Raw genomic sequence first — 23,100 nt, 5'->3', positions numbered from 1 at the left:
CAGGCCTCACGAGGCAGGCAAGAATGCCTGCCCCACCAATGAGGACGCGGGCTCCAGGTAACACGATGACCGACCTTGCCGAGCGCGCCGCGAAGATCGAACTGCTCCTGCTCGACGTGGACGGCGTCCTCACCGACGGGAGCATCGTCTACACCGACGAGGGCGCGGAACTCAAGCGGTTCCACGTCCGCGACGGGTCCGGGTTGAAGTTGTGGCACGGCCTCGGTAAGCGGTCGGCCATCGTGTCGGGGCGGCGGTCGAAGGCGGTCGAGCGGCGGGCCGCGGAACTCGGCGTCGCGCCGGTGCTCCAGGGCCGGGACGACAAGGTCTCGGCCCTCGACGCGGTCCTCGCCGCGACCGGCCTGCGGGCGGACCAGGTGTGCGCGATCGGCGACGACCTCCCGGACGTGCCCGTCGCGCGGCGGGTCGGGCTCGCGGTCGCGGTGGCCGACGGGTGCCCCGAGTTGCGGGCGGTCGCCCACCACGTGACGGCCGTTCCCGGCGGCCGCGGGGCGGTCCGCGACCTGATCGAGTGGCTGCTGAAACTGCGTGGCGAGTGGGACACGGTGGTCGGCCGGTACGCCGGCTGACGGAGGCCGAGGCGGTATGACTCCGCGGCGAATCCTGATGCTGGTCGGCGGGTTCGCTGCGTTCGCGGCGGCGTACGTCGTTTACGCCCAGGCCTACGGCTGGCTCGACGGCCTGCCGCTGCTCCCCGAGCGGATGCTGGCCGCGTCGAAGGACCCGACGTGCGTCCCCCCCGTCCGGCTCACGTCCCCGACGATCGAACTCATCAAGGTCGCGTTCGGGGAGAAGTGCCCCGAGGCCGAGTCCGCCCACTACCCGACCCAGCTCCGGTTCCTCCAGGGCGACACCACCATCGTGTTCGCCGCGGGGAGCCCGCCGAGCAACCCGAACTCGAACCGGGTCACCCTCTCCCCGTTCAGCATCGCGATGTTCGGCAAGCCGCGGCCCGAGCACCTCCGCGCCCCGGGCGAGGTCACCGAGATCAGCACCATCCACGCCGACCGGGCGGTGCTCGAGTTCGACCGCGTGGTGCAGTCGGCGACCGAGATGAACAGCGCCAAGCTCGTGCGGCTCGAACTCATCAGCGACCCCGAGCAGGCCGTGCCGGACGCGTACCAGCGGGCCGGGAAGGTCCACGTCACGAACAACCAGCGGTCCGCCGACCCGAACCGGCGGCTCGTGCTCAGGACCGTCGGCCCGATGTTCTACCGCGACCCGAAGGTGCCGCCCGGCGCGCCCCCGGCCACCGGCCCGGACATCTGGACCGACGCGGCCGTCGAGATCGTGGACCGGAGCAACCTCCCGCGGCAGCCCGGCGAGCCCGCGGCGTCGGCCCCGGCCACGGCCGAGGAGGTGCGGACCCCCGCCGCGGTCGCCGCGGTCCTCGGCGGCAAGCGGCTCCCGCCCCCGACCGTCACCGCCGTCGGGCTCCGAGTGTACCTCGAACCGCCGAACCAGCCCGGGAAGCCGGCCCCGAAGAAGCAACCCAACGCCGGGTCCGCCGGGTTCGGCGGCGTGCAGCGGGTCGAGTTCCTCGAAAAGGTGGTGATGAACCTGTGGGTCGGCGGCGGCGGGCAGGGGTTCGCTGCGGGGCCGGACGCCAAGCCGGGCGCGACCGCCGAGCCCCCTGCGGGCCTGGCGGCGGTCGGCGGCGGGCTGTTCCACGGCGCGCAGGCCACTCGCGGGCTCAACCGCGACCTGCTCCAGGTCGAGACCCGCGGGCCGTTCGTGTACGACGCCGAGAAGAACCTCGCCCGGTTCGACGTGCTCCCGCTCGCCGACCCGAACCTGCCCAACGACGTGCAGGTGTCGAAGGTCCCGCCCCGGGCCGGCACGCAGACACTGTTCAGCCAGGTGCTCGAACTCGAGTTCAACGGCAACCCGACCGGGAACGCGGCCCCGGACCCGGCGGCCCCCGCCAGGCCCGCGGCGAAGCCGGGCGAGGCGGCCCCGGGCGGCGCGAAGTTCAAGAAGCTCCACGCCTGGACGTACACCGCCGGCCGGTTCCTCACCGTGTCGTCCGACGGCGACCAGCTCGAGGCCTACGGGCAGGACCTCGTGTTCGACTCGACCGCGTCGCGGACGCAACTCACCGGCACGCCACTGTACGCGGTCCAGCAGCGGAACGTGCTCACCGCCGGCGGCCCGAAGCAGCCGGCCGTGCTCGTCATCGACCAGCCGCCGAACCCGGACGGCACCCCCGCCGACGTGCCGCGGAAGATGCAGGCCACGGTCCTCGGCCCGGGGTCGATCGAGTTGTACGACGCCGCGACCAACGCCACCTCGGTCAAGGCGACGTGGCTCACCTCGATGGTCCAGTCCCGCGAGGCCACCGACGGCCGCGAGATCGAACTGTACACGTTCAACGACGGGGCCAAGTTCGAGGACGTGAAGGCCGACTTCTGGCTCAAGGGCAAGGTGCTGAAGCTGTGGCTGATGGCGCCGCCGCGGGCCGCGAACGCCGGCCCCGGCCCGGCCGCCGGCCCGTCGCGGAGCCAGCCCCACCGGCTCCAGGCGCTCGCGGACGTCAGCGCGCACTCGGCCGACATGGACATCGAGCAGGCCGACCACCTGAACACGCTGTTCCGCGACGTGCCCCCGCCGGCCGCCCCGGCCGCGCCCGCGGCCCCGGCCGGGCCGAAGCCGATGCAGCCGCCGGCCCCGGCCCCCGCGCCGGCCCCGCCAAAGCCGGTCCAGGCGCCGAAGCCCCCGATGAAGCTCCGGGCGCGCACCATCGAGACGTGGGTGACGCGGCTCCCGGCCGCGAAGCCCCCGGCCCCGCCGAAGCCCGGCGCGGCCGCGGACCCGGCCGGCGGCATGAAGTACCAGATGGAGAAGGCCCGGTGCGAGGGGAACGTCACCGTCCACCAGGACCCGGTGGACGCGACCAAGCCCCGCGGCACCGACATCCTCGGCAGCCGCATGCTCATCGACAGCACCCCCGACGGGAGCGTGCTCACCGTGTTCGGGTGGGACGACCGGCCCGGCGAGGTCCACAACGAGGGCACGTCGCTGGTCGGCCCGAAGGTCGTCATCGACCAGTTGCACAACTCCGCGACCATCGAGGGCCGCGGGTCGCTGGTCATGCCCGCGTCGAGCGACCTGAACGGCTCGGCCCTCAAGCAGCCCGAGCCGGTTGTCGTCCACTTCCGCGACGGCATGAAGTTCCAGGGGGCCAAGAAGGTCGCCGACTTCTTCGGCAAGGTCACCGCCGCCCAGGGGACCGGGTGGGTGACGTGCCACACGCTCCAGGTGAACTTCGACCGCCCGGTCTACCTGTCGCAGGCCAACCGCCCGGCGGCCGCGCCCGGCCAGAAGGACGAGAGCGCCAAGCTCGACGTCGTGTACTGCTACCCGGCCCCGGCCGACACCGCCGAGAGCGCCCAGGAGAAGCAGGTGTACTTCGACCAGCTCGACCGCGACCCGCGGACCGGCAGCCCGACCCGGCGGCAGCGGATCGAGGCCCGCGAGCTGACGCTGCGGGCCCAGGTGCGCGACGCCGGCGGGGGCGAGCCGTACAAGTTCCTCCGGGCCGCCGGCCCGGGCATCGTCCGCACGTGGCAGCAGGGGTCGAAGGAGGACGCCGCGGCCGGGCCGCCCGCGCCCAAGGCCGCGGCCCCGGGGGCCCCGCCGCAACCGGGCGGGTCCGAGATGAAGCTCACGATCGTGAACTTCTCGGGGACCATGCTCGCCAAGGACAAGGGGGGCGTGTACCGCGAGGCGACGTTCTACGACTCGGTCCGCGTCATCGACCTGCCCACCGACAACCCGGACCTCGTCGTCGAGCCCCACAAGCTCCCGCCCCAGGCCACGACCCTGTCGTGCGCCGACCAGCTCGTCGTGTGGTCGCACGCCCGGCCGAACCAGCCGACCGAGCAGCACATGAAGGCGACCGGCAACGCCTACCTCCAGAGCCAGGAGTACGACGGCTGGGGGGAGACGATCGAGGTCGTCGGGAAGACGGTCATCTTCGTGGGCGAGGGCTCGGTCCCGGCCCGGATCAAGAACCGGTTCAGCGGCAACGATCAAACGGGCAAGAAGATTATCTTCGACCGGGCGACGAACCACTACAAGGTCGAGGGCAGCCTGGGCGGAACACTGTCCCCGGGGGCGTCCCCGCAGCGGCCCGCGCCCAAAAGTGAGGCGGGGCGGGGAAGAACGGCTCCATAAAATGCGGCGCGCCGGAATTTTGCGCGTCCGCCCACTCGCATCCGTCCGGATTCCAGTCTAGAATTCAGCCGTCGCACGGTCTGGTTTTTGCTCGCCCCATCAACCACCGGAACCGTGCCGCCCGGATCGCCTGCCCTCTCTAACGCAGTCCCAAACGTTTATGGGAACACCTGCCACGCGCTCGGACTTCACGGCCCTCGTCGCACAGAGCAATCTGATCGACGTGGCAACGTTGGATCAATTCCTGGCGAAGCACTCACCGGCCGGGGAGCTCGACGAGCCGCCGCAGCTCGCGGCCGCGCTCGTCCGGCACAAGCTCCTCACCCCGTTCCAGGCGGAGCAACTGCTCCGGGGCCGGTGGCGCGGGTTCTTCATCGGCCGGTACAAGGTGCTCGCGGTCCTCGGCGTCGGCGGCATGGGGAAGGTGTTCCTGTGCGAGCACCCCGGGATGCGCCGCCAGGTCGCCATCAAGGTGCTCCCGCCCCGGATGGCCGAGGACAAGGACACCGTCGAGGCCTTCTACAACGAGGCCCGCGCGCTGGCCCGGCTCGACCACCGGAACATCGTCCACGCCTACGACGCGGCCAAGGACAGCGGGGTCCACTACCTCGTGCTGGAGTACGTGAAGGGCCGGACCCTCGAGGACGTCGTCGCGAGGGACGGGCCGCTCGGCGCCCACCGGGCGATCGACTTCCTGCGCCAGGCCGCCCTCGGGCTCCAGCACGCCTTCGAGGCCGGGCTCGTCCACCGCGACATCAAGCCGAGCAACTTCCTGGTCACCGACGCCGGCGTGGTCAAGATCCTCGACCTCGGCCTCGCCCGGTTCTTCACCGGCCCCGAGAGCGGCGTCGGGAGCAAGCCCGACCGGGTCGTCGGCACCCTCGACTACATGGCCCCGGAGCAGGCGCTCAACACCGCCGAGGTGGACCACCGGGCCGACATCTACTCGCTTGGCGCGACGTTCTACTACTGCCTGACCGGCCGGCCCCCGTTCGGCTCCGGCACCGTCGCGCAGAAGATGCTGTGGCACCAGATGCGGACCCCGGAGCCCATCCAGAAGACCCGCGGCGACCTCCCGGTCCAGCTCACCGACATCGTCGAGAAGATGATGGCGAAGGCCCCGGACGAGCGGTTCCAGACGCCCGACGAACTGCTCCGGGCGCTGCCGTCGCAGGACATCCTGACCGTCGAAGCCCCGCCGGCCGAGCAGGGGGCGCTCGACACGGGCCTGAACCTCGACGCCGAGTCGCCGACCCTGACCGTCAAGCAGTCCCGGCCCGATCCGGTCCCGGTGCGCGCCGCGGGGTGGAAGCCGTCGGTCGGGCTCGTCGCGGGGCTGTGCGTCGCCCTCGCGGTCGCCGCCGTCGCCGGGTTGTACTTCGCCCTTCGGCCGGCCGCGCCCGTTCGGACCGCGGACGGCGAGCCGCCCGCCCCGGTGCGGCAGGCGCAGGCCCCCGTCGGCCGGAAGGTCTGGTTGGGCGAACTCCCGGAACACGACCCGAGCGTCGGCCACGGGCAGTTCGGCAAGGGCGGGCAGTTGGGCTTCGGGAACGAGGCGATCGTGGTGAACGGGCAGCCGTCGCCGCACGGGCTCTCGATGCACCCGCCGGCCAACGGGTCCGCGACCGTTCGCTACGAGATCCACCTCCGGGCCAAGCTGCTCACCGGCACCGTCGCGGTCAACGACACGACCGGCGGCCAGACGCCGACGCCACTCGTGTTCGTGATCCGGGGGGACGGAGCAATGAAGTGGGAGTCGAAGCCGGTCCGCGTGAGGGAAGACGCGCAGCCGTTCCAGGTGGACGTCGGGACCGTCTCGCGGTTGGAACTGGAGGTCCGCTGCCCGGGGGACCACAGCCACGCACACGCCGTGTGGCTGGAACCGGCACTCACGCTGAAGTGAGCGCCCTGGTTCCGGGCGAGCCGCGAGCGTCAGCGGCCGGAGTTCGGCTTGTCGGTCGGGCGGCTCAGCACCTTCGGGCGGTCCAGGTCGGAGTTCTTGTCGCGCTCGACGGCACAACCGCCGCACCCGGGCAGGCCCGCGACGAGCAGCACGCCGAGAAGGGCCGTTCGGAACCGGATTCGCTTCACAAGTCACCTCTGCGTTCGCCTGCCGGAAAAAACCAAAACCGGCCGCCCGCACCCGAAGGCACAAGCGGCCGGCCCGTGAGCCATAAGGCTCAGTCAATTCACTTGGCGCTGGTGGTCTTCGCGCCGGTGGTGGCGGTGGTGCCGCCGCAGCCGACGACGCCGACGAGGCTCAGGGCGAACACGAGGGCGAGTGCAACCTTCTTCATGGGAAACTCCGGAACTGTGGCCACAGGGTTGAACAACAGAGGTTTCTATTCGGGACAGGACAATCCTGCCGCCGACCGTCTGTTTTTGGGGTAGTGGACGCGGAAGATTGCCGCTTTGCACCCGATCCGCCGCCGCGTCGTTCGCAACCCATTCCACGGTTACGCTTTACGACGCCTCAGCAGGATCGGAACGGCCTCCCGGGTCACACCCTCGCACACATTGATACAAAACCGACGAGCGTATTCCCGAAAAAAATCCCGGGACGGGAATTTTCTGTGAAGCCGCTGGGAGGAGAGGGCAAAGGGCCGCGGATAGAGCCGCGAATCGCCGTCTGATCTTCTAACCTCGGTCCTCTGCCGCCGAATGAGTCCGCCGAATTCAAGCCCGTCGATTCCCGAGCGAATACCCCGAACAGGGAATAAACTGACCCGGTTCGGGTTCAGAGGTTCAGGGGACGGGCGATGGGGCTGGCCGCCAACGGACTGCACGCTCTGATCGATGCCCACTACGAGGCCCTCTACCGCTACGCCTACCGGCTCACCGGGTCGGCGGCCGACGCGGAGGACCTCACGCAGGAGGCGTTCGGCAAGGCGTTCGTCCGGATGGGGCAACTCCGCGAGGCCGACCGGGCCCGGGCGTGGCTGTTCCGCATCCTCCGGAACCTGTACCTGCACAAGGTCCGCGACGACAAGCGGCACCGGATCGTCCCGCTCGACGCGGTCGGCGACCTGCCGGGCCGCGACGCCGACCCGACGCCGGACATCGACCCGGCCAAGTTGCAGCAGGCCATCGACCAGCTCGACGAGGGGTTCCGGACGCCGTTGATCTTGTTCTACTTTGAGGAGTTCAGCTACCGTGACATCGCCGAACAGATGGAACTGCCCATCGGCACGGTGATGTCGCGATTGGCCCGGGCGAAGGCGTACTTGCGAACGATGCTCTCCCCCCCGAATGCGAACGGGTCGCACGGCGAAGCGGTGGAGCGGTCCGAAAGGCGGAACGAGAAGGAAGCCCCCAGCGCGGCGGTTCCGCGGGCGGGAAACCAGGTGCTCTGATGCTGTGCCGCGACGCACAATTTTACCTCCGCCTCCGCCGGCCCGCCGGCGACGAACTCGGCGCGGACGTGGCGGCCGACCTCGACCGGCACCTCGCCGGGTGCCCGGCGTGCGCCGCCGACGCCCAGGCCGCGCTCGGGTTCGACCGCGCCGTCGCGTCGGTGATGCGGGGCGGCGTGCCGGTCCCCGCCGGGCTCCGCGACGCGCTCGTGTCGCAGGCGTCCACGTACCACGGCACGCTGATCCGCCGGAAGGCGTACCAGGTCGCGTCCGCGGCCGCGGCGGTCCTGCTGGCCGTCGGGATCGGGGCCGGCGTGGTGAGCGTGTCGCGGCCGAAGATCGACACCAACGACATGCTCGTCCAGGCCGACGCGCAGCTCCAGAACCCGGACGCGGCACTGGCCGCGTGGCTGGCGCAGCAGAAGCTCCCCGGCCAGCTCCCGCTGCCGTTCAACACCGACCTGCTGGTGACACTCGGCACCGAGCGGGTGCAGGGGGCCGACGTGCCCGTGGCCGTGTTCCGGCACCCGACGCAGTCCGGGTTCGCGAAGCTCTACTTCTTCCGCACCGACGGCACCGCGAACCTGAACGGGCTCCGCGACACGAACGCCTCGCTCACGATGGCGACGGTCATCGAGGGGCCGCAGCACCGCGGGGTGAAGTACGTCGTCGTCCACACGTTCCACCCGGTCGGCGAGGGCGACCAGCCGCTCAAGCCGTTCCTCCGCCCCACCGGCGACACTGCCGCACGGCTGTGACCGAGGCCCGGCCGTGACGCGGGGCGAGCCGGGAGCGTCAGCGACCGGAGAACTGTTTCACCAAATTCCGGTCGCTGACGCCACCGGCTCGCCTCTCTCGCCACACTTCCCCGTTGCCCGCACCGGTTGCATCGGCCAAGATGGACGGCCCCGCCCGTCCCCTGCCCCGCACGGTGCCGCATGCCCCGCCTCCTCGCACTCGCTGCGCTCCTCGCTTTCACCGCACACGCGCCGGCCGCCGAGGTCCAGTTCCGGGCCGGGGCCGCGTCGGTGGACGTCACCCCCGAGAAGTTCCCGGTCGTGGTGAACTGCGGGTTCGTCGAGGCGACCGGCACCCAGGCCCGCGACCGGCTCCACGCCCGGGCCCTCGTGCTCGACGACGGCACCACCCGCCTCGCGGTCGTCGTCGTGGACAGTTGCATGATGCCCCGCGAGTTCCTCGACCGCGTCAAGGAGTTGGTCGCGGGCGAGACGAAGATCCCCGCCGACCGGCAGCTCGTCTCGGCGACCCACACGCACACCGCCCCGGCCGTCATGGGGTGCCTCGGCTCCGACCCGGACCCGAACTACGCCCCGTTCCTCGAGCGGCAGATCGTGCAGGCCGTGCGGCAGGCGGTCGCCAACCTCGCGCCCGCGAAGGCCGGGTGGGCCGCCGTCGCCGCGCCCGAGTTGACCAACAACCGCCAGTGGATTCTGCGGTCCGACAAGGTGCGGAACGACCCGTTCGGCAAGCCGACGGTGCGGTCGAACATGCACCCGGGCCACCTGCACGCCGACTTCGTCGGCCCGTCCGGCCCGACCGACCCGTGGCTGTCGCTCCTGTCCGTCCGCACTGCCGGGGACAAGCCGCTGGCGGTGCTGGCGAACTTCTCGATGCACTACTTCGGCACCCCCGCGGTGTCGGCCGACTACTTCGGCCGGTTCTGCGCGACCCTGGAGAAGCGCGTCGCCGGCCCCGACAAGGACTCGAAGTTCGTGGCGCTCATGTCGCAGGGGACCGCCGGCGACCTGCACTGGATGGACTACGGCAGGCCGCAGGTGAAGCTGGCGATCGACGACTACGCCGCCGCGGTCGCCGAGAAGGCCGAGGCCGCCCTCAAGGGGATCGAGTACCGCACCGACGTTCCGCTCGCGATGGCCGAGCAGACGCTCACGCTCGACCGCCGCCTGCCGGACAAGGAGCGGCTCGCGTGGGCGCAAAAGGTCGTGGACGGGCTCAAGGGCGCGAAGCCGAAGACGCAGCCGGAGATCTACGCCCGCGAGGCGGTGCTGATGCACGCCGACCCGCGGCGCGAGCTGAGGCTCCAGGCGGTCCGCGTCGGCGACCTCGGCATCGCGGCCATTCCGAACGAGGTGTTCGCGCTCACCGGCCTGAAGATCAAGGCGCAGAGCCCGCTGCCGCTCACGTTCACCGTCGAACTCGCGAACGGGGCCGAGGGGTACATCCCGCCGGCCGAGCAGCACGTCCTGGGCGGGTACACGACGTGGCCGGCCCGGTCCGCGGCGCTCGAGGTCGGGGCCGAGGCGAGGGTCACCGAGGCGGTCGTCGGGCTGCTCGAGAAGGTGGCCGGCAAGAAGCGGCTCGCGCTCCCGGACGCGGCGGCCGACGCCTACGCGAAGCGCGTGCTGGCCGACAAGCCGGTCGCGTACTGGCGGCTCGGCGACCTGACCCCGGCGCGGGCCGCCGACCTCGCGGGGAAGTTCCCGGGCGAGTACGAGCCCGGCGTGGTGTTCGGGCTCGCCGGCCCGGTGGCGCGGCCGTTCGACGGGCAGGCACCGGTGAACCGGGCGGCCCACTTCGCCGGCGGCCGCGTGCTCGCGAAGCTCCCGCCGCTCGGCGACACCTACACCGTCGAGGCGTGGTTCTGGAACGGGTTCCCGGCCGAGGTGCGGTCGGTCACCGGGGTGGTGTTCTCGCTGGCCGACGGCGACGGGGCCGGCGACGCGCTCGAACTCGCCGGCAAGAAGGGCGGCCCGGACCGCGTCGCGTTCTCGACCTCGCTGAAGGGGGCCGGGGTGCAGTCGGCCAAGACCGCGGTGCCGTACCGGACGTGGGCGCACGCCGCACTCACCCGCGAGGGGAACCGCGTGCGGGTGTACCTCAACGGCCAGCTCGAAATCGACGCGAAGCTGCCCCGCGAGGCGAAGCCGGACCGCATCGTGATCGGCGGCCGGCCGGACAAGGGCGTCGGGTTCGAGGGGCGCGTCGCCGAGGTCGCGGTGTACGACCGCGTGCTGACCGCCGAGGACCTCGCCGCGCGGCTCGCGGCCGCCGAGAAGTGACCCGCGGCCGACCTCGTACAATCACCCGCGACCCGCCTTCACTCTCCGGGGCCAACCCATGTCACAACCGATCCGCTGCCTGCCGCCGAGCGCGCTCGTCGTCGGGTTCGACTTCAGCACCGGCGGCGCGAAGGCGCTGGCCTTCGACCTCCGGGGCAACACCGTCGCCTCGACGCGGCTGCCCACGGACCTGTGGACCGACCACGCCGCGACCGACGACCCGAAGCTCGTCCGCGACACCGGGAACCGCGAGATCAGCGCGCTGTTCCTCGAAGGGCAGGTGCGGGCCGCGACGCGGGCGATCGCCGCGGAACTCGCCGGCATCGGCCGCCTGAACGACTGGCACGTCGCCGGCATCTCCGCCACGCACCACACCGCCGGCCGCGTCGATTCGCGGCACAATCCGGTGCGCCGCCTGTACTGCTGGAACGACCAGACGCTCGCCGACTACCACGCCGAGGGCTTGAGCCGCCTCGGGGGCCAGGAGCGGGCGGTCGAACTCACCGGCGGCCCGTGGGCCGTGCGGTACTCGCTCTCGCACCTCGTGAAGGACTCGCACACGCCGGCCGGGAAGCCCGACTCGCTGCTCGCGCGGGCCGACTGGGAGCGGACGAAGTGGGTGCTGATGCACGGCGCGCTGGCCGCGGCGTACCTCACCGACCGGTGGGGCGCGGCGTCGGTCTCGTGCTCCGCATCGACCGGGATCATGAACCTCCGCACCAACGAGTGGCGGCGCGAGATGCTCGACGCGCTGCCCCCGGAGTACCGCGAGATCGCGTGGGGCTCGCTGCCGAAGATCGTGGACATGAACGCGCCGCTGGGCCGCGTCGCCGAGCACCTCGCGCTCGACGCCGGCCTGCCGCCGGGGGTGCGGCCCGCGGTGTACCCGACGCTCGACGACCAGGCCGCGGGGCTCATCGGCGGCGGGGCCGTGGACGCCGGGCAGGTGGCGATCATCCTCGGCAACTCGGCCGTCGTGAACTCGTCGTCCGCGGACCTGCCGACCGCGAACAACCTCGACGCGATGAAGCTGAACTGGGGGCCGTACCTCTGGATGCGGTGCTACTCGAACGGGGCGCAGTTCCTCGACCGCGTCGTCGGGCCGAACCGCACCGGGGCCGAGTGGGGGGCGCTCACCGAAGCGGCCGCCAGGGTCGAGCCGCGGTGCGGCGGGGTGTCGGTGCTGCCGTTCCTGCTGTCGGAGCCGTCGCTCGGCGTGGCCCAGCCGCGGTTCAAGTGGTCGCCGGCGGAGCCCGGTGCCGACGCGGTCGGGGTGCGGGTGCGGGCGAGCTTCGAGGCGATCGCGTACCTCATCGCACTGGGCGTGAAGGCGCACGAGGCGGCCGGGCAGCAGGTCACACGGGTGAGCGTGTCGGGCGGGATCGCGAAGAACGACCTGATGGTGAAGATCCTGGCGAGCGTGCTGAACCGACCGTTGGAGCGGCTCGTGTCGGACGAGGGCTCGGCACTTGGCGCGGCGGTCGCGGCGGTGGCGGGGGCCGAGGCCAACGCCCGGCAGGCGGCCCGCATCGCCGACCCGTTCACCGCGGCCGACGCGGTAGCAGCGATGGTGCGGTTCAAGGACCGCGTCGCGCCCGAGGCCGCGTGGGTCGCCGCGTACCAGGCAGGCCTGACCGACTTCGAGAAGCAGATGCGGGGGTAACGAACATTCAAGAATTGTGTGGCGCGTTGGCGGGCCGCCACGGAGGGCGGCCCCTACCAGAAGGTTCGCGTTTGGTTTGTAGGGGCCGCCCTCCGTGGCGGCCCGCGTGAGGCGAACGACTCAAACCACCGGGGGGCTCACGCCCCCCGCTCGCCATGAGTCACGTCACTTCAGCGGCGAGTAGTCGGTCGGCTTGAGGAACTCGCTCACGACGCCGCCCTTCGCCTCGGTCAGGCTGCCGCCGCCCTTCTCCTCGCTCGCCTTGCGGGCCGCGAGCCAGTCCGGGTCGGCGCGGAACGCCTCGAACGACTTCTTCGCGTCGTCCGGGCTCTTGTGCGAGAGCAGGTACACCAACATCACGTCGTCGCCCTTCTGCCCCTTCAGCACGTTCCAGTAGACGAAGTTGGTCATCCCGTGCTTCTCGAACAGCTTGATCGTGTGGTTCTTGAACCGGTCGTTGAGGTGGCCGAGGTTGCCCTTCGTGGCGGTGTACGTCCGCAGCTCGAACACGCGGCCGTCGTTGCTCTGGGCCAGCTTCAGGGGCGGCGAGTAGTCGGTGGCGGCGAGGAACGTGGACTCGATCTTCGCGACGAGCTTGCCGTCCTTCTCGCTCTCGGCCGCGGCCTTCTTCCACTCGGGGTCGGACCCGAAGTCCTTGAACGCCTTGTCGCGGGCCTCCTTGCTCGGGGCCGAGACCCAGTACACGAGCTTGTTGTCCTTGTTCTCGCCGACCGGCACGAAGTACCCGACGTTCGTGAGCCCGTGCTTCTCGAACAGCTTCATCGTGTGGTTCTTGAACCGGGCGTGGAGGGCGTCGAGCTTGCCCGGCGCGGCATAGTACACGCGCATCTCGTAAATCGTGCTCTCCTTCTCGGCGGCCGAGGCGGTGGGGGTGTCGGACCGGCCGGCGGCCAGCGCGACCGTGGCGGCAGCGAACGCGAACAGCGTGGAACGCATGGGAACTCCTGGGTGCGGGGGCAGGCAAGAATGCCTGCCCCACTGTTTGCTGGGGTCTGCTGGGTGGGGCAGGCATTCTTGCCTGCCGCCTACGGCCTTGCCCCGGCGGTGCGGAGCGTGCGGGTGTACTTCGTGTCGCCGACCCAGAGGGTGAGCTGGTCGCCCTCGAAGGCGAGCGCTTCGGGCGTCCCCGCGGCCGCGGGGGTAAGCACCCCGCACATGCGGCCGGTCGGGTCGAACACCTGGACGCCGATCTCGGTGGCGGCGTAGATGCGGCCGTCCCGGTCGGCGGCGAGGCCGGACACGGCGATATCCTTCGTGCCGGTCTTCAACCGCAGCGGGGCGTAGGGGTGGCCCTGGTCGAGCGCGCCGTCTTTGGTGAGAGCGTGGGCGTGCAGGAATTGCCCCTTGCTGAACCCGACGTACACGGTGCTGCCGTCGGCCGACCGCACCACGGCGGTCTTCCACGGCGCGGCGTCGCCGCCGAGCACCGTGGGCGCGGCGGGCTTGGGCCGGGTCGCGCCCTCGACCTTCTTCCAGCCCTCGCCCGGGATGAGGATCTGCGCCAGCGGCATGTCCTGGGCGCGTGTTGCGGGGGCGAACGCGAACAGCGCGACAACAGTAAGCGAGCGGGTCATGGGGATCTCCCGGGGAAAGTAGGTCGCTCGCTCCGCGAGCGACACCGGACGCGCTCCGCAGCGCGCCGGTCAACTCCGTCGCGCCGGGGCGCGACTCGCGGAGCGAGTCGCCTACCGTGCATCACTTCGTGTCGCGCCACAGCCACCGGAGCGAGTCGGGCAGCAGCGCGCCGCCGTGCCGCCCGCCGTGCGGACCGTCGCCCATCACCAACTTGTAGTCGTAGTCCATGTACTTCAGCGACGCGGCCATCGCGAGGTTCGCCTGCGGCCAGTTCCCGTGCAGGTTGTCGAGGTCGTTGACGCCGTCCTGGAGGTACACGCGGATCGGCTTCTTCTCGGTCTTGCGGATCAGCCCGGGGTACACGTCGCCGCCGCGGATGTTCGTGAAGCTGCCGATGTGCGACAGCACCTTGCTGAAGAGGTCGGGCCGCTCCCACGCCGCGGTGAAGGCGCAGATGCCGCCGCTGCTGATGCCGCAGATCGCCCGGCCGGCCGCGTCCTCGCGGAGCCTCACGGTCTTCGCCACCTCGGGGAAGATCTCCTTTTCGAGGAACGTGACGTACTGGTTCGACGGTGTGTCGTACTCGAAGCTGCGGTTCGACCGGCCGCCCTTCCCGCCCGGGTTCGGGAACGTGCCCGGGTTCAGGAAGATCCCAACGGTGGCCGGCATTTCCTTGGCGTGGATCAGGTTGTCGAACACGACCGGCACGCGGAACTGGCCTTTCTCGCCGACGTACCCGCCGCCGTCCTGGAACACCATGACGCACGCGGGGGTCTTCCCATCGTACTGGGCCGGGACGTACAGCCAGCAGTCACGCTCGGTGCCCTCGTAGACCTTCGGGCTGGTCCACTTGAACGGCGTCACCTTGCCCTTCGGCACGTCCGGCTTGGGGAACGAGTCCGGCCCGAGGGTGTAGTCGTCGAGTGCGGGTGCGGGGCGGAGCGCGGCGGCGAGCAGCAGCGCGAGCGCGGCGAGCGAGAGGGGGCGCATCGGGGGGAACCCTGTGGTGGCAGCGGGAGGGCGGGCACAGCCAGAGGGTAACGCGCCGGCGTGCGACCGGCAACGGTGCGGGTGGGATGTGCAATCTGGTGGGGCAGGCATTCTTGCCTGCCCCGTGTCGTGACGGGAGGCAGGCAAGAATGCCTGCCCCACCAAGCCCGCTCACGCTGCGGCGGCGGCCGGCTTCGGCTTCTCGCGGGCCTTGGGCTGGTGCTTCCAGCGGCGGTGGAGCCAGAAGTATTGTTCCGGGTGCCGGCGGATGAGCCGCTCCAGTGCCGCCGTGTACCGCTGCGTGATCGCCTTCACCGCGTCGGGCCGGTCCGCGTAGTCCCGCGGGTCGATGATGTCTTCCACCTCGACCGCGTAGAACGTCCCCTCCATCCCGGGGCGGCCCGGCAGCGCCGCCCGACCGGCGCGCGACACCCGGGGCACGCCGATCACGGCCATGACCGCGTCGAACTCGATCGCCATCAACGCGACGGCCTTGTGGGTGCTCGCCGGGCGGCCGAAGAAGTCCACGAACAGCCCCCGCGGGCCGGCGTCCTGGTCCGCGAGCGTCGCCACCTTCCCCCCGGCCCTCAGGACGGCCGTGAGGCGGTCGAAGTCGTCCTTCTTGGCGATGATCTTCTGCCCGGTCGTCTTCCGCATCCGCACCACGTACCGCTCCAGGTACGGGTTGTCGAGCACCCGGGCGATGGCGTGCGTCTTGAACCCGACCACCCCGAGCAGGTAGCCGGCGAGTTCCCAGTTGCCGAAGTGGGCGGTGACCAGCAGCGCCGGGCGGTTGCCGTGCAGGGGCGGGAGCAGCGGCGCGCCGGGGTACAGGTCGGCGAACGACCGCCAGTTCGTGAGGTGGAACTTCCGCGGCATGAGCAGCGCCTCGACCGCGGCGCGGATGAAGTGCCGGTACATCGCCAGCACGAGGCGGTCCGCGTCCATGTCGGGGAACGCGATGCGGACGTTCTCCAGCGCGACCCGGCGGCGGGCCGGGATGTACCGGTACAGGAGCCAGGCGATCGCGTCGGCGACCCACATCGCGACCGCCGCCGGCACCGCCTGGACGACGCACACGGCGAGGCGGACGACGGCGAAGGTGACAAAGTGCTTGGCGGCGGTTCGGCGCTCGCGGGTCATGGCGGGGCTCCTCCCGCGCGGATCATACCCCGGGGCCGCCGGGCGTGTCACTCCCAACTCGGCGCGTCACGCGGCGCGGGCCAAATCCCGTCGAAGTGTCTCTGTAGCCGGCCTCTGTGAGGCCGGGGCTTGGGGATTCGCACAACCCCGGCCTCACAGAGGCCGGCTACAGAACGGTTACGGACACACGCGACTCGGCGCGTCACGCGGCGCGGGCCGCGCGCTTCTCGGTCAGGCGGGTCTTCCAGCGGCGGTGGAGCCAGAAGTACTGCTCGGGGTGCCGGCGGATCGCCCGCTCCAGCGCCGCCGTGTACCGCTGCGTGATCTCGCGGACGGCCGCCAGCCGGCCCAGCCCGGCGTAGTCCCGGGGGTCGATCACGTCCTCGCACGTCACCGCGTAGAACATCGGCTCCAGCCCCGCCGCGGGGGGGCGGCCCGGGTCGGCGGCGAAGTCGGCCCGCCGCTCGCGGGTCACGCTCGTGACGACCAGCACCGCGTCGTACTGCATCGCGAGCAGCGCGATCGCCTTGTGCGTGCTGGCCGGGCGGCCGAAGAAGTCCACGAACACGCCCCGCGGGCCGGCGTCCTGGTCCGCGAGCAGGGCGACCTTTCCGCCGGCCCGCATCACCGCCGCGAGCTGGTCGAACTCGCCGTTCTTGGCGATGAGCCCCTGCCCCGCCGACTGCCGGAACCGGCGGAGGAACCGCTCGATGTGCGGGTTGTCCTGCGGCCGGGCGATGGCGTGCGTGTGGTACCCGAACAGGCCGAGGCTGATGCCGGCGAGTTCCCAGTTGCCGAGGTGCCCGGTGACGATGAACGCGGCGCGGTCGGCGAGCAGCGGGGCGTGGATCTTCCCGCCGTTGGGGAGCACGACGTGCCGCCGCCAGGTGTCGAGGGTGAGCTTCCGCGGGATGAGGATCAGTTCGGTGGCGGCCCGGACGATGTGCCGGAACATCCCGCGGACGATCCGCTCGATGGCGGCGCGGTCGTCGGCCAGTTCGGGGAACGCGGCCGCGAGGTTCTCGCGGGCGACCCGCCGCCGGCCCGCGGCGACCGCGTACACGATCCACGCGACCACGTCGGAGAGCACATACGTAATGGCCGGGGGGAGCGCCTGCGCGACGCAGACCACGAACCGCACGTAGAGGTACAGCGCCAGATCGAGGGTGCGGTTCCTGGGCTTCCTGGCCACGGCTCCTCCCCGGCGGCCCCGCCGCCACGGTTCCGGGCGAGTGGTACCAGGATTCATCGGGTACGGGCTGTGGGGATCTTGAATGAGATGCGGGGCCAGAAAACACGGTAAAATGAGAAATCGAACCGGAGGTGATGTATGGTCGCGCTCTTCGTAGGGGGCCAAAAGGTCGGCACATTGGCCGACGCCGAACAACTCATTCCCGTGTTGATCGGTGAAGGGAAAGTGGTGGAGTTCCGCGAAGAAACCGGTGGTCGCCGCCTGGGGACGTTGACCCCCGAGGCTGCAGAGCCATTCTGCCCGTGGGAACCGACGCTCACGCTGGAGGAGGCCCGTAAGCGAATCACGGAACCCGGTGGAATGACACTCGCGGAGTTCCGTAAGCGGTTGGGCAAAGCATGAAATTCATCGTCAACTGGACTCGCGCCGCGCTCGCGCGATACCTCGACCTCTTGACGTCAGCGACCGACCCGGATGCGGTCGATGCGGCATCGTTGAGGATCGACCAGACGTTGTCGGTCGACGCCCACCTTCAGGGAGAAAGTCGGGCTGGCGAGTTCCGGATCCTGTTCGACCCACCCCTCGCGGTCATCTTCGTCGCGGACGTCGATATTGGTCTGGCCTATGTTGTCGCAGTGGGGTGGTCCGGCCCGGCAGCGTGAAAGCAGGGTGTCACGCGGCCGAAGTGTCACGCGGCCCAGCAAACCATGTGGACAACCCCGTCGCTCAGCGGACCACCACTCACGCGCCGCCTTCGAGCTTCTTCTCGTACTCCTCCAGGCCGGTGAGGAACCGGTGGTTCGGGTCGGCGTGGGGGTTCTTCGATTGCAGGTCCTTGAGCGCCTCTTCGAGGTTGAACGCCCGCTCGCGCATGAAGTACCCGAGGAGCACCAGCGTGCTGCGGCTCTCGGCCGAGTCGCAGTGGACCACCACCGTGTGGTTCTTGCGGCGGAACCGGGTGAGGATGTCCACCGCCAGTTCCAGCCAGTCGATGCCGGGGAAGGCGTGGTCGGCGAGCGGCAAGTGCAGCACCGCGACCAGCTCGTGCCCCGGCAGGAACTCGTTGGGCTGGTCGCTCACGTTCACGACGACGTGGACGCCCTCCGGCGGGTACGCGCCGAGGCTGCTCGCCTGGAACAGCCCCGGCTCGATCTCGTACAGCCGCTCGGCGTCGAGCTGGGGCCGCCCGGCCCCGGGTTCGGGGGCGACCGCCGGTTGCGGGGCGTCCGGCTGATTGTTGTTCGGTTGGTAGTTCACGACTTCAGCTCCACCAGCTTGCCCGTTCGGTTGCTCTCGTAAATCGCGCAGATCAGTTCCACCGACCGCTTCCCCTCGCGGCCGTCCACCCGGGGCAGCCGGCCCCCGCGGACGGCGGCGACGAAGTCGGCGAGCTGCCGGCGGTGGCCCTCGTGGTTGATCGACTTCGGGTCGGCCGCGCCGCCGCTCGCCCCCACCTTCGCCGCGAACCGCGCCTTCACCTCGGCGTCCTGCGGGGTGGGCGGCTCGAAGTCCCACTTGAGCACATCTTCCTGCTCGATGACGGCCGAACCCTTGTCGCCGTGGATCGCGATCTGCTTCGGGTACCCGGGGTGAACGCTCGTCGTCGCGGTGAGCAGGCCCAGGGCCCCGCTGCGGAACCGGATCGCGGCGACGGCCGTGTCCTCGACCTCGATCCGCTCGTGGGCGAGGGTGGCCGTGAGCCCGCACACCGACGCGGCCGGCCCCATCATCCACAGGAGCAGGTCCACGTTGTGGATCGCCTGGTTCATGACCGCGCCGCCGCCGTCGAGCGCCTGCGTGCCCTTCCACCCGCCCTCGTCGTAGTACGCCTGCGACCGCCACCACTTGTTCGACGCCTCGCCGAGCGTGAGCCGCCCGAACTTGCCGGCGTCCACCGCGGCCTTGAGGGTGACGTTCGAGTCCGCGAACCGGCTCGGGAAGATCGTGCAGAGCTGCACCTTGGCCCGGTCGCAGGCGTCGATGATCTGCTGGCACCGCGGGCCGGTGATCTCCAGCGGCTTCTCGACGACGACGTGCTTGCCCGCGGCCGCGGCCGCCAGCGCCGGCTCCAGGTGCGCCCCGCTCGGGGTGGTGATGACGACCGCGTCCACCCCCGGGGCCCTCACGGCCTCCTCGACGGTGGCGAACACCGGGCACGCCGGGATTCCGGTCTCGGTGACGAGCGTCTGGGCGTTGGCCGGGGTGCGGCTGACGAGCCCGGCGACGCGGGCGTCGGGGATCTCGGCGATGGCCCGCGCGTGGTAGCGGGCGATCATCCCGCAGCCGACCAGCGCGAACCCGAAGGGAGAGGGCATGGGGGGCTCCGTTTCTGTGACGGAGATTGTAGGGGCGGGACCGGGCGTCGGCGTCGTGCCCGGTATACTTCCCCCATGACGGTTCACGACGCACTCGCCGAAGGCCGACTCACGGACGCGGTCGCGGTCCAGGAGGCGGCCGTTGCCGCGGCCCCCGGCGACCCGGCCGCGCGGCGGCTGCTGGTCGACCTGCTCGCGTTCGCCGGCCGCCTCGACGACGCCGCTTCGCACCTCGCGGAGGTTCGCTCGGACGCGCCCGAGTGGCCCGAGGCCGAGCGCGAGCTGCACCGCCTCCTGCGGGCCGAGCGGCGGCGGTCCGAGGAGTGCCGCCAACCGCAGATCCGCCCCGAGCCGGCCCCGAAGCACGCGAGCCGCCGCTGGCTGGCGATGAAGGCGCTCCGCAAGGCCCGGCCCGAGGACGCCGTTCGGTGCGTCGACGCGGCCGACGCGGTCGCGCCCGAACTCCGCGGGTTCCTGGACGGCCAGGAGTTCGTCGGCCTGCGCGACGCCGACGACCGGTTCGCCTCGGTGCTCGAAGCGTTCGTCGGCGGCGAGTACGTGTGGTTCGCGTGGGAAGCGCTGCGGAAGGTGGCGCTCGCGCCGGCCGCCGTGCTGCTCGACCAACTGTACCGGCCCGCCACGATCACACTCGCCGACGGCACCGCAATCGAGGCGCACCTGCCGCTCGTGTACCCGCGGTCGCACGCCGCCGACGACGCCTTCGCGCTCGGCACCGAGACCGACCACATCTGCCCGGACCACGGCCCGACCCGGTGCGTCGGCGGGAAGCTACTGCTGGTCGGCGACGAGGACGAGGTGCCCCTGGCTGAGTGCCGCATGATCGAGGTCCGCACGGGCTTCGCCGCCGGCCGCCTCGGGCTGTGACGCGGTAGGGCCGGCTGTGCCGGCCGGAACCAGAGCCCTCTGGGCGGCTCCGGCCGGCACAGCCGGCCCTACAAACCGGGGTTCCTCCTTGAGTCCTCACTCCCGCTTCCACCGCGCGCCGCGGACGGCCTCGGCATTGAGCGGGTCGTCGGGCCAACTGTGCTTCGGGTAGCGGCCGCGGAGCTCCTTCCGCACGAGCGGGTAGCCGTTCGCCCAGAAGCTGGCGAGGTCGTCGGTCACCTGCTGCGGGCGCTGGTTCGGCGCGAGCAGGTGGAGCAGCACCTTCACCCGGCCGCGGGCGACCCGCGGCGTCTCGGCCAGCCCGAACATCTCCTGGATGCGCGCCGCGAGCACCGGCGGCCGGCCCTCCTCGTACTCGATGGCGATGAGGCTGCCGCTCGGCACCTCGATCCGCTCGGGCGCTTCGGCCTCGACCGCCCGCGACTGGTCGTAGGTGAGCTGCCCGCGGAGGAAGTCGAGCCACGGGCCGTTCCGCACGTCGGCGAGCGACCGCCGGCCGCGGCAGAAGTATTCCAGCGCCTCGCGCAGGTCGGCCGCGTCGAACGCCGGGAGGTTCAGGTCCGGCACCCAGGCCCGCAGGCACCGCACGCGGGTGCGGAACCGCCCGGCCGCGGACTCCGGCGGCGGCAGGCACTTCTCGATGCGCTCGGCGGCGGCCGCGGCGATCACGCGGGCGGCCTCGGCCTCGTCGCCGATGTGTGCGGGGGTCTCGTCCAGCACGAGCCCGTCGAACCGCGTCACCTTGCGGGCGACGAGCTTCTCGGCGCGTTCGTCGAACGTCACCTCGGCCCGTGTGACGACGCGGTCGCGCGGCAGCCACTCCCGCTCGACGCCCGACGCGAGCCGGACGAACGCATCGACCCCGCCGGCGTCCACGTCCACGCACACGAACAGTTCCGGCTCCGCGACGCCGCTAGTCGGCGCGAGCCGCACGCCGCGGCCGCCGACGGTGACGGCCTTCGTGCTACCGGGCTCGCGGCGGCGCGCGAGCCGGTCCGGGTACGCCGCGAACACGCAGCGGAGCAGCGCTTCATCCTGGCGAGTGGGGGGCGTCAGCCCCCCGAGTGTGCGTGAAGCACCAACCTCGGGGGGCTGACGCCCCCCGCTCGCCACCAGCCTCGACAGATGGTCGCGGACGTCGAGCACCGCACGCGCGCCGCCGCGGTGGAGCCGGCCGAGCGGCCCGTCGAGCCGGCCCGTCACCTCGAACGCTTCGAGCGCCTCCACGCGGTCGAGAACGTCGGACACGGTCGCGGGTGCGGTGCGCGTCGGCGGGCCGGAATCGAACTCGCGCAGGAACGGGTCGCGCTCCGAGAGCAGCGCCGCCGCGAGCGCTGCACGGCTTGCACACCCGAGCCGCTGCCCCTCGACAAGCATCCGCCCGAGCCGCGGGTGGACCGGGAGCGCCGCCGCGTCCCGGCCGATCTTCGCAAGCGCGCCATTCTCGGTGATGCCGAGTTGCTCCAGCAGCCGCAGCGATTCGGCGAGCGACTCCGGCCGCGGCGCGTCGAGCCACGGGAAGCGCTCGGCCGACTCGCCGAGGGCGAGGAGTTGCAGCACCGCCCCGCACAGATCGACGCGGCGAATCTCGGGGACGGTCTGCTCGGGCCGGCCGCGGTGGCTCGCCTCGTCCCAGAGCCGCACGCACATGCCCGGTTGCGTGCGCCCCGCGCGGCCGGCGCGCTGGTCGGCCGACGCCCGCGAGATCGGGCCGAGCTTGAGTCGGTCCATGCCGACGCCGGGCTCGAACTCCATCTGCCGGGCGAGCCCCGAATCGACGACTGCTGTGACGCCGTCGACCGTCACCGACGTTTCGGCGACGTTCGTGGCCAGCACCACCTTCCGCCGGGCGAGCTTCTGGAGCGCCCGGTCCTGCTGCTCGGGCGGCAGGTCGCCGTGCAGCGGCAGCACCTCGAACCCCTGCTCGCGGGCGAGCCGATCCAGATCGTCCGCCGCTTGACGGATCTCGCGGAGCCCCGGGAGGAAGGCGAGCACATCGCCGGTTGTCTCGGCAAGCACTTCGCGCACCGCGTCCGCGACCGCGAGTGACACCGCCGTGTCACTGCGCCGCGGGCGGTACTTCACCTCGACCGGGAACGACCGGCCCGCGCTGTCCACGACGGGGCACCCGCCGAGGTACGCCGACACCGGCCCCGGCTCGACCGTGGCCGACATCACCACGACCTGGAGTTCGGGCCGCACGGTCTCGCGGACGAGCCGCACCAGCCCGAGCGCGAGGTCGACGTCGAGGCCGCGTTCGTGGAACTCGTCGAAGACGACGCACGAGACGCCTTCGAGGAACGGGTCGTCGTGCAAGCGGCGCAGAAGCACGCCCGGCGTTGCGACGAGTACGCGCGTTCGATTGCCGGCCTTGCGGTCGAAGCGAACTTGATAGCCGTAAACATCCCCGAGCGGCGAGCCGTGTTCGATCGCCATTCGCCGCGCCGCCGCACGCGCCGCCACGCGCCGCGGCTCCAGCATGATGACGAGGCCGGTCCCGGCGAGCCCGGATTCGACGAGCGCCGGCGGAACGCGGGTCGTCTTCCCGGCCCCGGTCGGGGCGCGGAGCACGGCGGCCCCGCCGGCCCGCAGCGCGGCGAGGAGGTTCGGCAGGGCGGCGTCGATCGGCAGCGGGTCTCGGGGCATGGGATCAGTTTAGCGGTCGCCCTCGTGGGGCGGCCGTCGTACACTTTCGCACGTCACC

19 protein-coding genes are annotated in these 23,100 nt (G+C 71.5%); 10 read left to right on the top strand and 9 right to left on the bottom strand.

The genetic code is table 11. The features are described 5' to 3' along the window. Positions 1-65 precede the first annotated feature (65 nt). The 3 genes from ACTIGN_RS20350 to ACTIGN_RS20340 all read left to right on the top strand — a co-directional run bounded on the left by ACTIGN_RS20350 (position 66) and on the right by ACTIGN_RS20340 (position 6,100). Positions 66-590 carry a KdsC family phosphatase gene (locus tag ACTIGN_RS20350; RefSeq protein ID WP_439627198.1) on the top strand — a complete coding sequence of 175 codons (525 nt, stop codon included), beginning with the start codon at positions 66-68 and terminating at the stop codon, positions 588-590. A gap of 16 nt (positions 591-606) precedes the next feature. Then, positions 607-4,197, top strand: coding sequence for a hypothetical protein (locus ACTIGN_RS20345; protein WP_439627196.1), 3,591 nt, complete (start codon positions 607-609; stop codon positions 4,195-4,197). Positions 4,198-4,357: 160 nt separating this feature from the next. Then, the gene (locus ACTIGN_RS20340) at positions 4,358-6,100 is read left to right on the top strand and encodes a serine/threonine protein kinase (protein ID WP_439627194.1); all 1,743 of its coding nucleotides are present in this window, start codon (positions 4,358-4,360) and stop codon (positions 6,098-6,100) included. Between the two features lie 29 nt (positions 6,101-6,129). Here the strand turns inward: ACTIGN_RS20340 and ACTIGN_RS20335 are convergent, their stop codons facing one another. Then, a complete protein-coding gene (locus tag ACTIGN_RS20335; protein ID WP_439627193.1) occupies positions 6,130-6,288 on the bottom strand; it encodes a hypothetical protein in 159 nt (52 codons plus the stop codon). Between the two features lie 668 nt (positions 6,289-6,956). On the opposite strand from ACTIGN_RS20335, the gene ACTIGN_RS20330 reads away from it, so the two are divergent. From ACTIGN_RS20330 to ACTIGN_RS20315, 4 genes are all read left to right on the top strand, one after another. Next, positions 6,957-7,550 carry an RNA polymerase sigma factor gene (locus ACTIGN_RS20330; RefSeq protein WP_439627191.1) on the top strand — a complete coding sequence of 198 codons (594 nt, stop codon included), beginning with the start codon at positions 6,957-6,959 and terminating at the stop codon, positions 7,548-7,550. Further along, complete coding sequence (locus ACTIGN_RS20325) at positions 7,550-8,308, top strand: hypothetical protein (protein WP_439627189.1); 759 nt, start codon at positions 7,550-7,552, stop codon at positions 8,306-8,308. The genes ACTIGN_RS20330 and ACTIGN_RS20325 overlap by 1 nt, the downstream gene beginning before the upstream one ends. A gap of 180 nt (positions 8,309-8,488) precedes the next feature. Beyond that, positions 8,489-10,591 (top strand): LamG-like jellyroll fold domain-containing protein, encoded by a 2,103-nt coding sequence (locus ACTIGN_RS20320; protein WP_439627187.1) that lies wholly within the window; start codon positions 8,489-8,491, stop codon positions 10,589-10,591. 58 nt (positions 10,592-10,649) lie between these two features. After that, positions 10,650-12,254: a xylulokinase gene (locus tag ACTIGN_RS20315; RefSeq protein WP_439627185.1), complete on the top strand. Its 1,605-nt coding sequence runs from the start codon at positions 10,650-10,652 to the stop codon at positions 12,252-12,254. A gap of 165 nt (positions 12,255-12,419) precedes the next feature. Here the strand turns inward: ACTIGN_RS20315 and ACTIGN_RS20310 are convergent, their stop codons facing one another. The 5 genes from ACTIGN_RS20310 to ACTIGN_RS20290 form a co-directional block, all read right to left on the bottom strand. Beyond that, a complete protein-coding gene (locus tag ACTIGN_RS20310) occupies positions 12,420-13,211 on the bottom strand; it encodes an NIPSNAP family protein (protein ID WP_439627183.1) in 792 nt (263 codons plus the stop codon). An 89-nt stretch (positions 13,212-13,300) separates the two neighbouring features. Then, complete coding sequence (locus tag ACTIGN_RS20305; protein WP_439627181.1) at positions 13,301-13,849, bottom strand: hypothetical protein; 549 nt, start codon at positions 13,847-13,849, stop codon at positions 13,301-13,303. A 121-nt stretch (positions 13,850-13,970) separates the two neighbouring features. Further along, positions 13,971-14,840 carry an alpha/beta hydrolase gene (locus ACTIGN_RS20300; RefSeq protein ID WP_439627179.1) on the bottom strand — a complete coding sequence of 290 codons (870 nt, stop codon included), beginning with the start codon at positions 14,838-14,840 and terminating at the stop codon, positions 13,971-13,973. Between the two features lie 171 nt (positions 14,841-15,011). Then, positions 15,012-15,983, bottom strand: a complete 972-nt coding sequence (locus ACTIGN_RS20295) for a lysophospholipid acyltransferase family protein (protein ID WP_439627177.1) — start codon at positions 15,981-15,983, stop codon at positions 15,012-15,014. 202 nt (positions 15,984-16,185) lie between these two features. Further along, positions 16,186-17,175 carry a lysophospholipid acyltransferase family protein gene (locus tag ACTIGN_RS20290; protein WP_439627175.1) on the bottom strand — a complete coding sequence of 330 codons (990 nt, stop codon included), beginning with the start codon at positions 17,173-17,175 and terminating at the stop codon, positions 16,186-16,188. Between the two features lie 138 nt (positions 17,176-17,313). Here ACTIGN_RS20290 and ACTIGN_RS20285 point away from each other — a divergent pair, with 138 nt between their 5' ends. Continuing rightward, positions 17,314-17,577, top strand: coding sequence for a hypothetical protein (locus ACTIGN_RS20285; RefSeq protein WP_439627173.1), 264 nt, complete (start codon positions 17,314-17,316; stop codon positions 17,575-17,577). Next, positions 17,574-17,837, top strand: coding sequence for a hypothetical protein (locus ACTIGN_RS20280; RefSeq protein WP_439627172.1), 264 nt, complete (start codon positions 17,574-17,576; stop codon positions 17,835-17,837). The genes ACTIGN_RS20285 and ACTIGN_RS20280 overlap by 4 nt, the downstream gene beginning before the upstream one ends. A gap of 79 nt (positions 17,838-17,916) precedes the next feature. Here ACTIGN_RS20280 and ACTIGN_RS20275 read toward each other — a convergent pair whose 3' ends face one another. Both ACTIGN_RS20275 and ACTIGN_RS20270 read right to left on the bottom strand, forming a co-directional pair. After that, positions 17,917-18,432 (bottom strand): dual specificity protein phosphatase family protein, encoded by a 516-nt coding sequence (locus ACTIGN_RS20275; RefSeq protein WP_439627170.1) that lies wholly within the window; start codon positions 18,430-18,432, stop codon positions 17,917-17,919. After that, positions 18,429-19,490: a Gfo/Idh/MocA family protein gene (locus ACTIGN_RS20270; protein ID WP_439627168.1), complete on the bottom strand. Its 1,062-nt coding sequence runs from the start codon at positions 19,488-19,490 to the stop codon at positions 18,429-18,431. Before ACTIGN_RS20270 ends, ACTIGN_RS20275 begins: the two co-directional genes overlap by 4 nt. A 75-nt stretch (positions 19,491-19,565) precedes the next feature. Between ACTIGN_RS20270 and ACTIGN_RS20265 the strand changes: the two genes are divergently transcribed. Further along, positions 19,566-20,375, top strand: coding sequence for a type VI secretion system accessory protein TagJ (locus ACTIGN_RS20265; RefSeq protein ID WP_439627166.1), 810 nt, complete (start codon positions 19,566-19,568; stop codon positions 20,373-20,375). Positions 20,376-20,471: 96 nt separating this feature from the next. Here ACTIGN_RS20265 and ACTIGN_RS20260 read toward each other — a convergent pair whose 3' ends face one another. Next, a complete protein-coding gene (locus ACTIGN_RS20260; protein ID WP_439627164.1) occupies positions 20,472-23,042 on the bottom strand; it encodes an ATP-dependent RNA helicase in 2,571 nt (856 codons plus the stop codon). Positions 23,043-23,100: the final 58 nt, after the last annotated feature.

The sequence above is a fragment of the Gemmata sp. genome (assembly GCF_051859125.1).
GTDB lineage: Bacteria > Planctomycetota > Planctomycetia > Gemmatales > Gemmataceae > Gemmata.
The sequence above is the reverse complement of the archived record's forward strand: the minus strand, read 5'-3'. Positions and strand labels throughout refer to the sequence as shown.

Coding starts and splice junctions, on each gene's coding strand:
- ACTIGN_RS20350 (WP_439627198.1), top strand. CDS start 66: ATGACCGACCTTGCCGAGCGCGCCGCGAAGATCGAACTGCTCCTGCTC.
- ACTIGN_RS20345 (WP_439627196.1), top strand. CDS start 607: ATGACTCCGCGGCGAATCCTGATGCTGGTCGGCGGGTTCGCTGCGTTC.
- ACTIGN_RS20340 (WP_439627194.1), top strand. CDS start 4,358: ATGGGAACACCTGCCACGCGCTCGGACTTCACGGCCCTCGTCGCACAG.
- ACTIGN_RS20330 (WP_439627191.1), top strand. CDS start 6,957: ATGGGGCTGGCCGCCAACGGACTGCACGCTCTGATCGATGCCCACTAC.
- ACTIGN_RS20325 (WP_439627189.1), top strand. CDS start 7,550: ATGCTGTGCCGCGACGCACAATTTTACCTCCGCCTCCGCCGGCCCGCC.
- ACTIGN_RS20320 (WP_439627187.1), top strand. CDS start 8,489: ATGCCCCGCCTCCTCGCACTCGCTGCGCTCCTCGCTTTCACCGCACAC.
- ACTIGN_RS20315 (WP_439627185.1), top strand. CDS start 10,650: ATGTCACAACCGATCCGCTGCCTGCCGCCGAGCGCGCTCGTCGTCGGG.
- ACTIGN_RS20310 (WP_439627183.1), bottom strand. CDS start 13,211: ATGCGTTCCACGCTGTTCGCGTTCGCTGCCGCCACGGTCGCGCTGGCC.
- ACTIGN_RS20305 (WP_439627181.1), bottom strand. CDS start 13,849: ATGACCCGCTCGCTTACTGTTGTCGCGCTGTTCGCGTTCGCCCCCGCA.
- ACTIGN_RS20300 (WP_439627179.1), bottom strand. CDS start 14,840: ATGCGCCCCCTCTCGCTCGCCGCGCTCGCGCTGCTGCTCGCCGCCGCG.
- ACTIGN_RS20295 (WP_439627177.1), bottom strand. CDS start 15,983: ATGACCCGCGAGCGCCGAACCGCCGCCAAGCACTTTGTCACCTTCGCC.
- ACTIGN_RS20285 (WP_439627173.1), top strand. CDS start 17,314: ATGGTCGCGCTCTTCGTAGGGGGCCAAAAGGTCGGCACATTGGCCGAC.
- ACTIGN_RS20280 (WP_439627172.1), top strand. CDS start 17,574: ATGAAATTCATCGTCAACTGGACTCGCGCCGCGCTCGCGCGATACCTC.
- ACTIGN_RS20270 (WP_439627168.1), bottom strand. CDS start 19,490: ATGCCCTCTCCCTTCGGGTTCGCGCTGGTCGGCTGCGGGATGATCGCC.
- ACTIGN_RS20265 (WP_439627166.1), top strand. CDS start 19,566: ATGACGGTTCACGACGCACTCGCCGAAGGCCGACTCACGGACGCGGTC.
- ACTIGN_RS20260 (WP_439627164.1), bottom strand. CDS start 23,042: ATGCCCCGAGACCCGCTGCCGATCGACGCCGCCCTGCCGAACCTCCTC.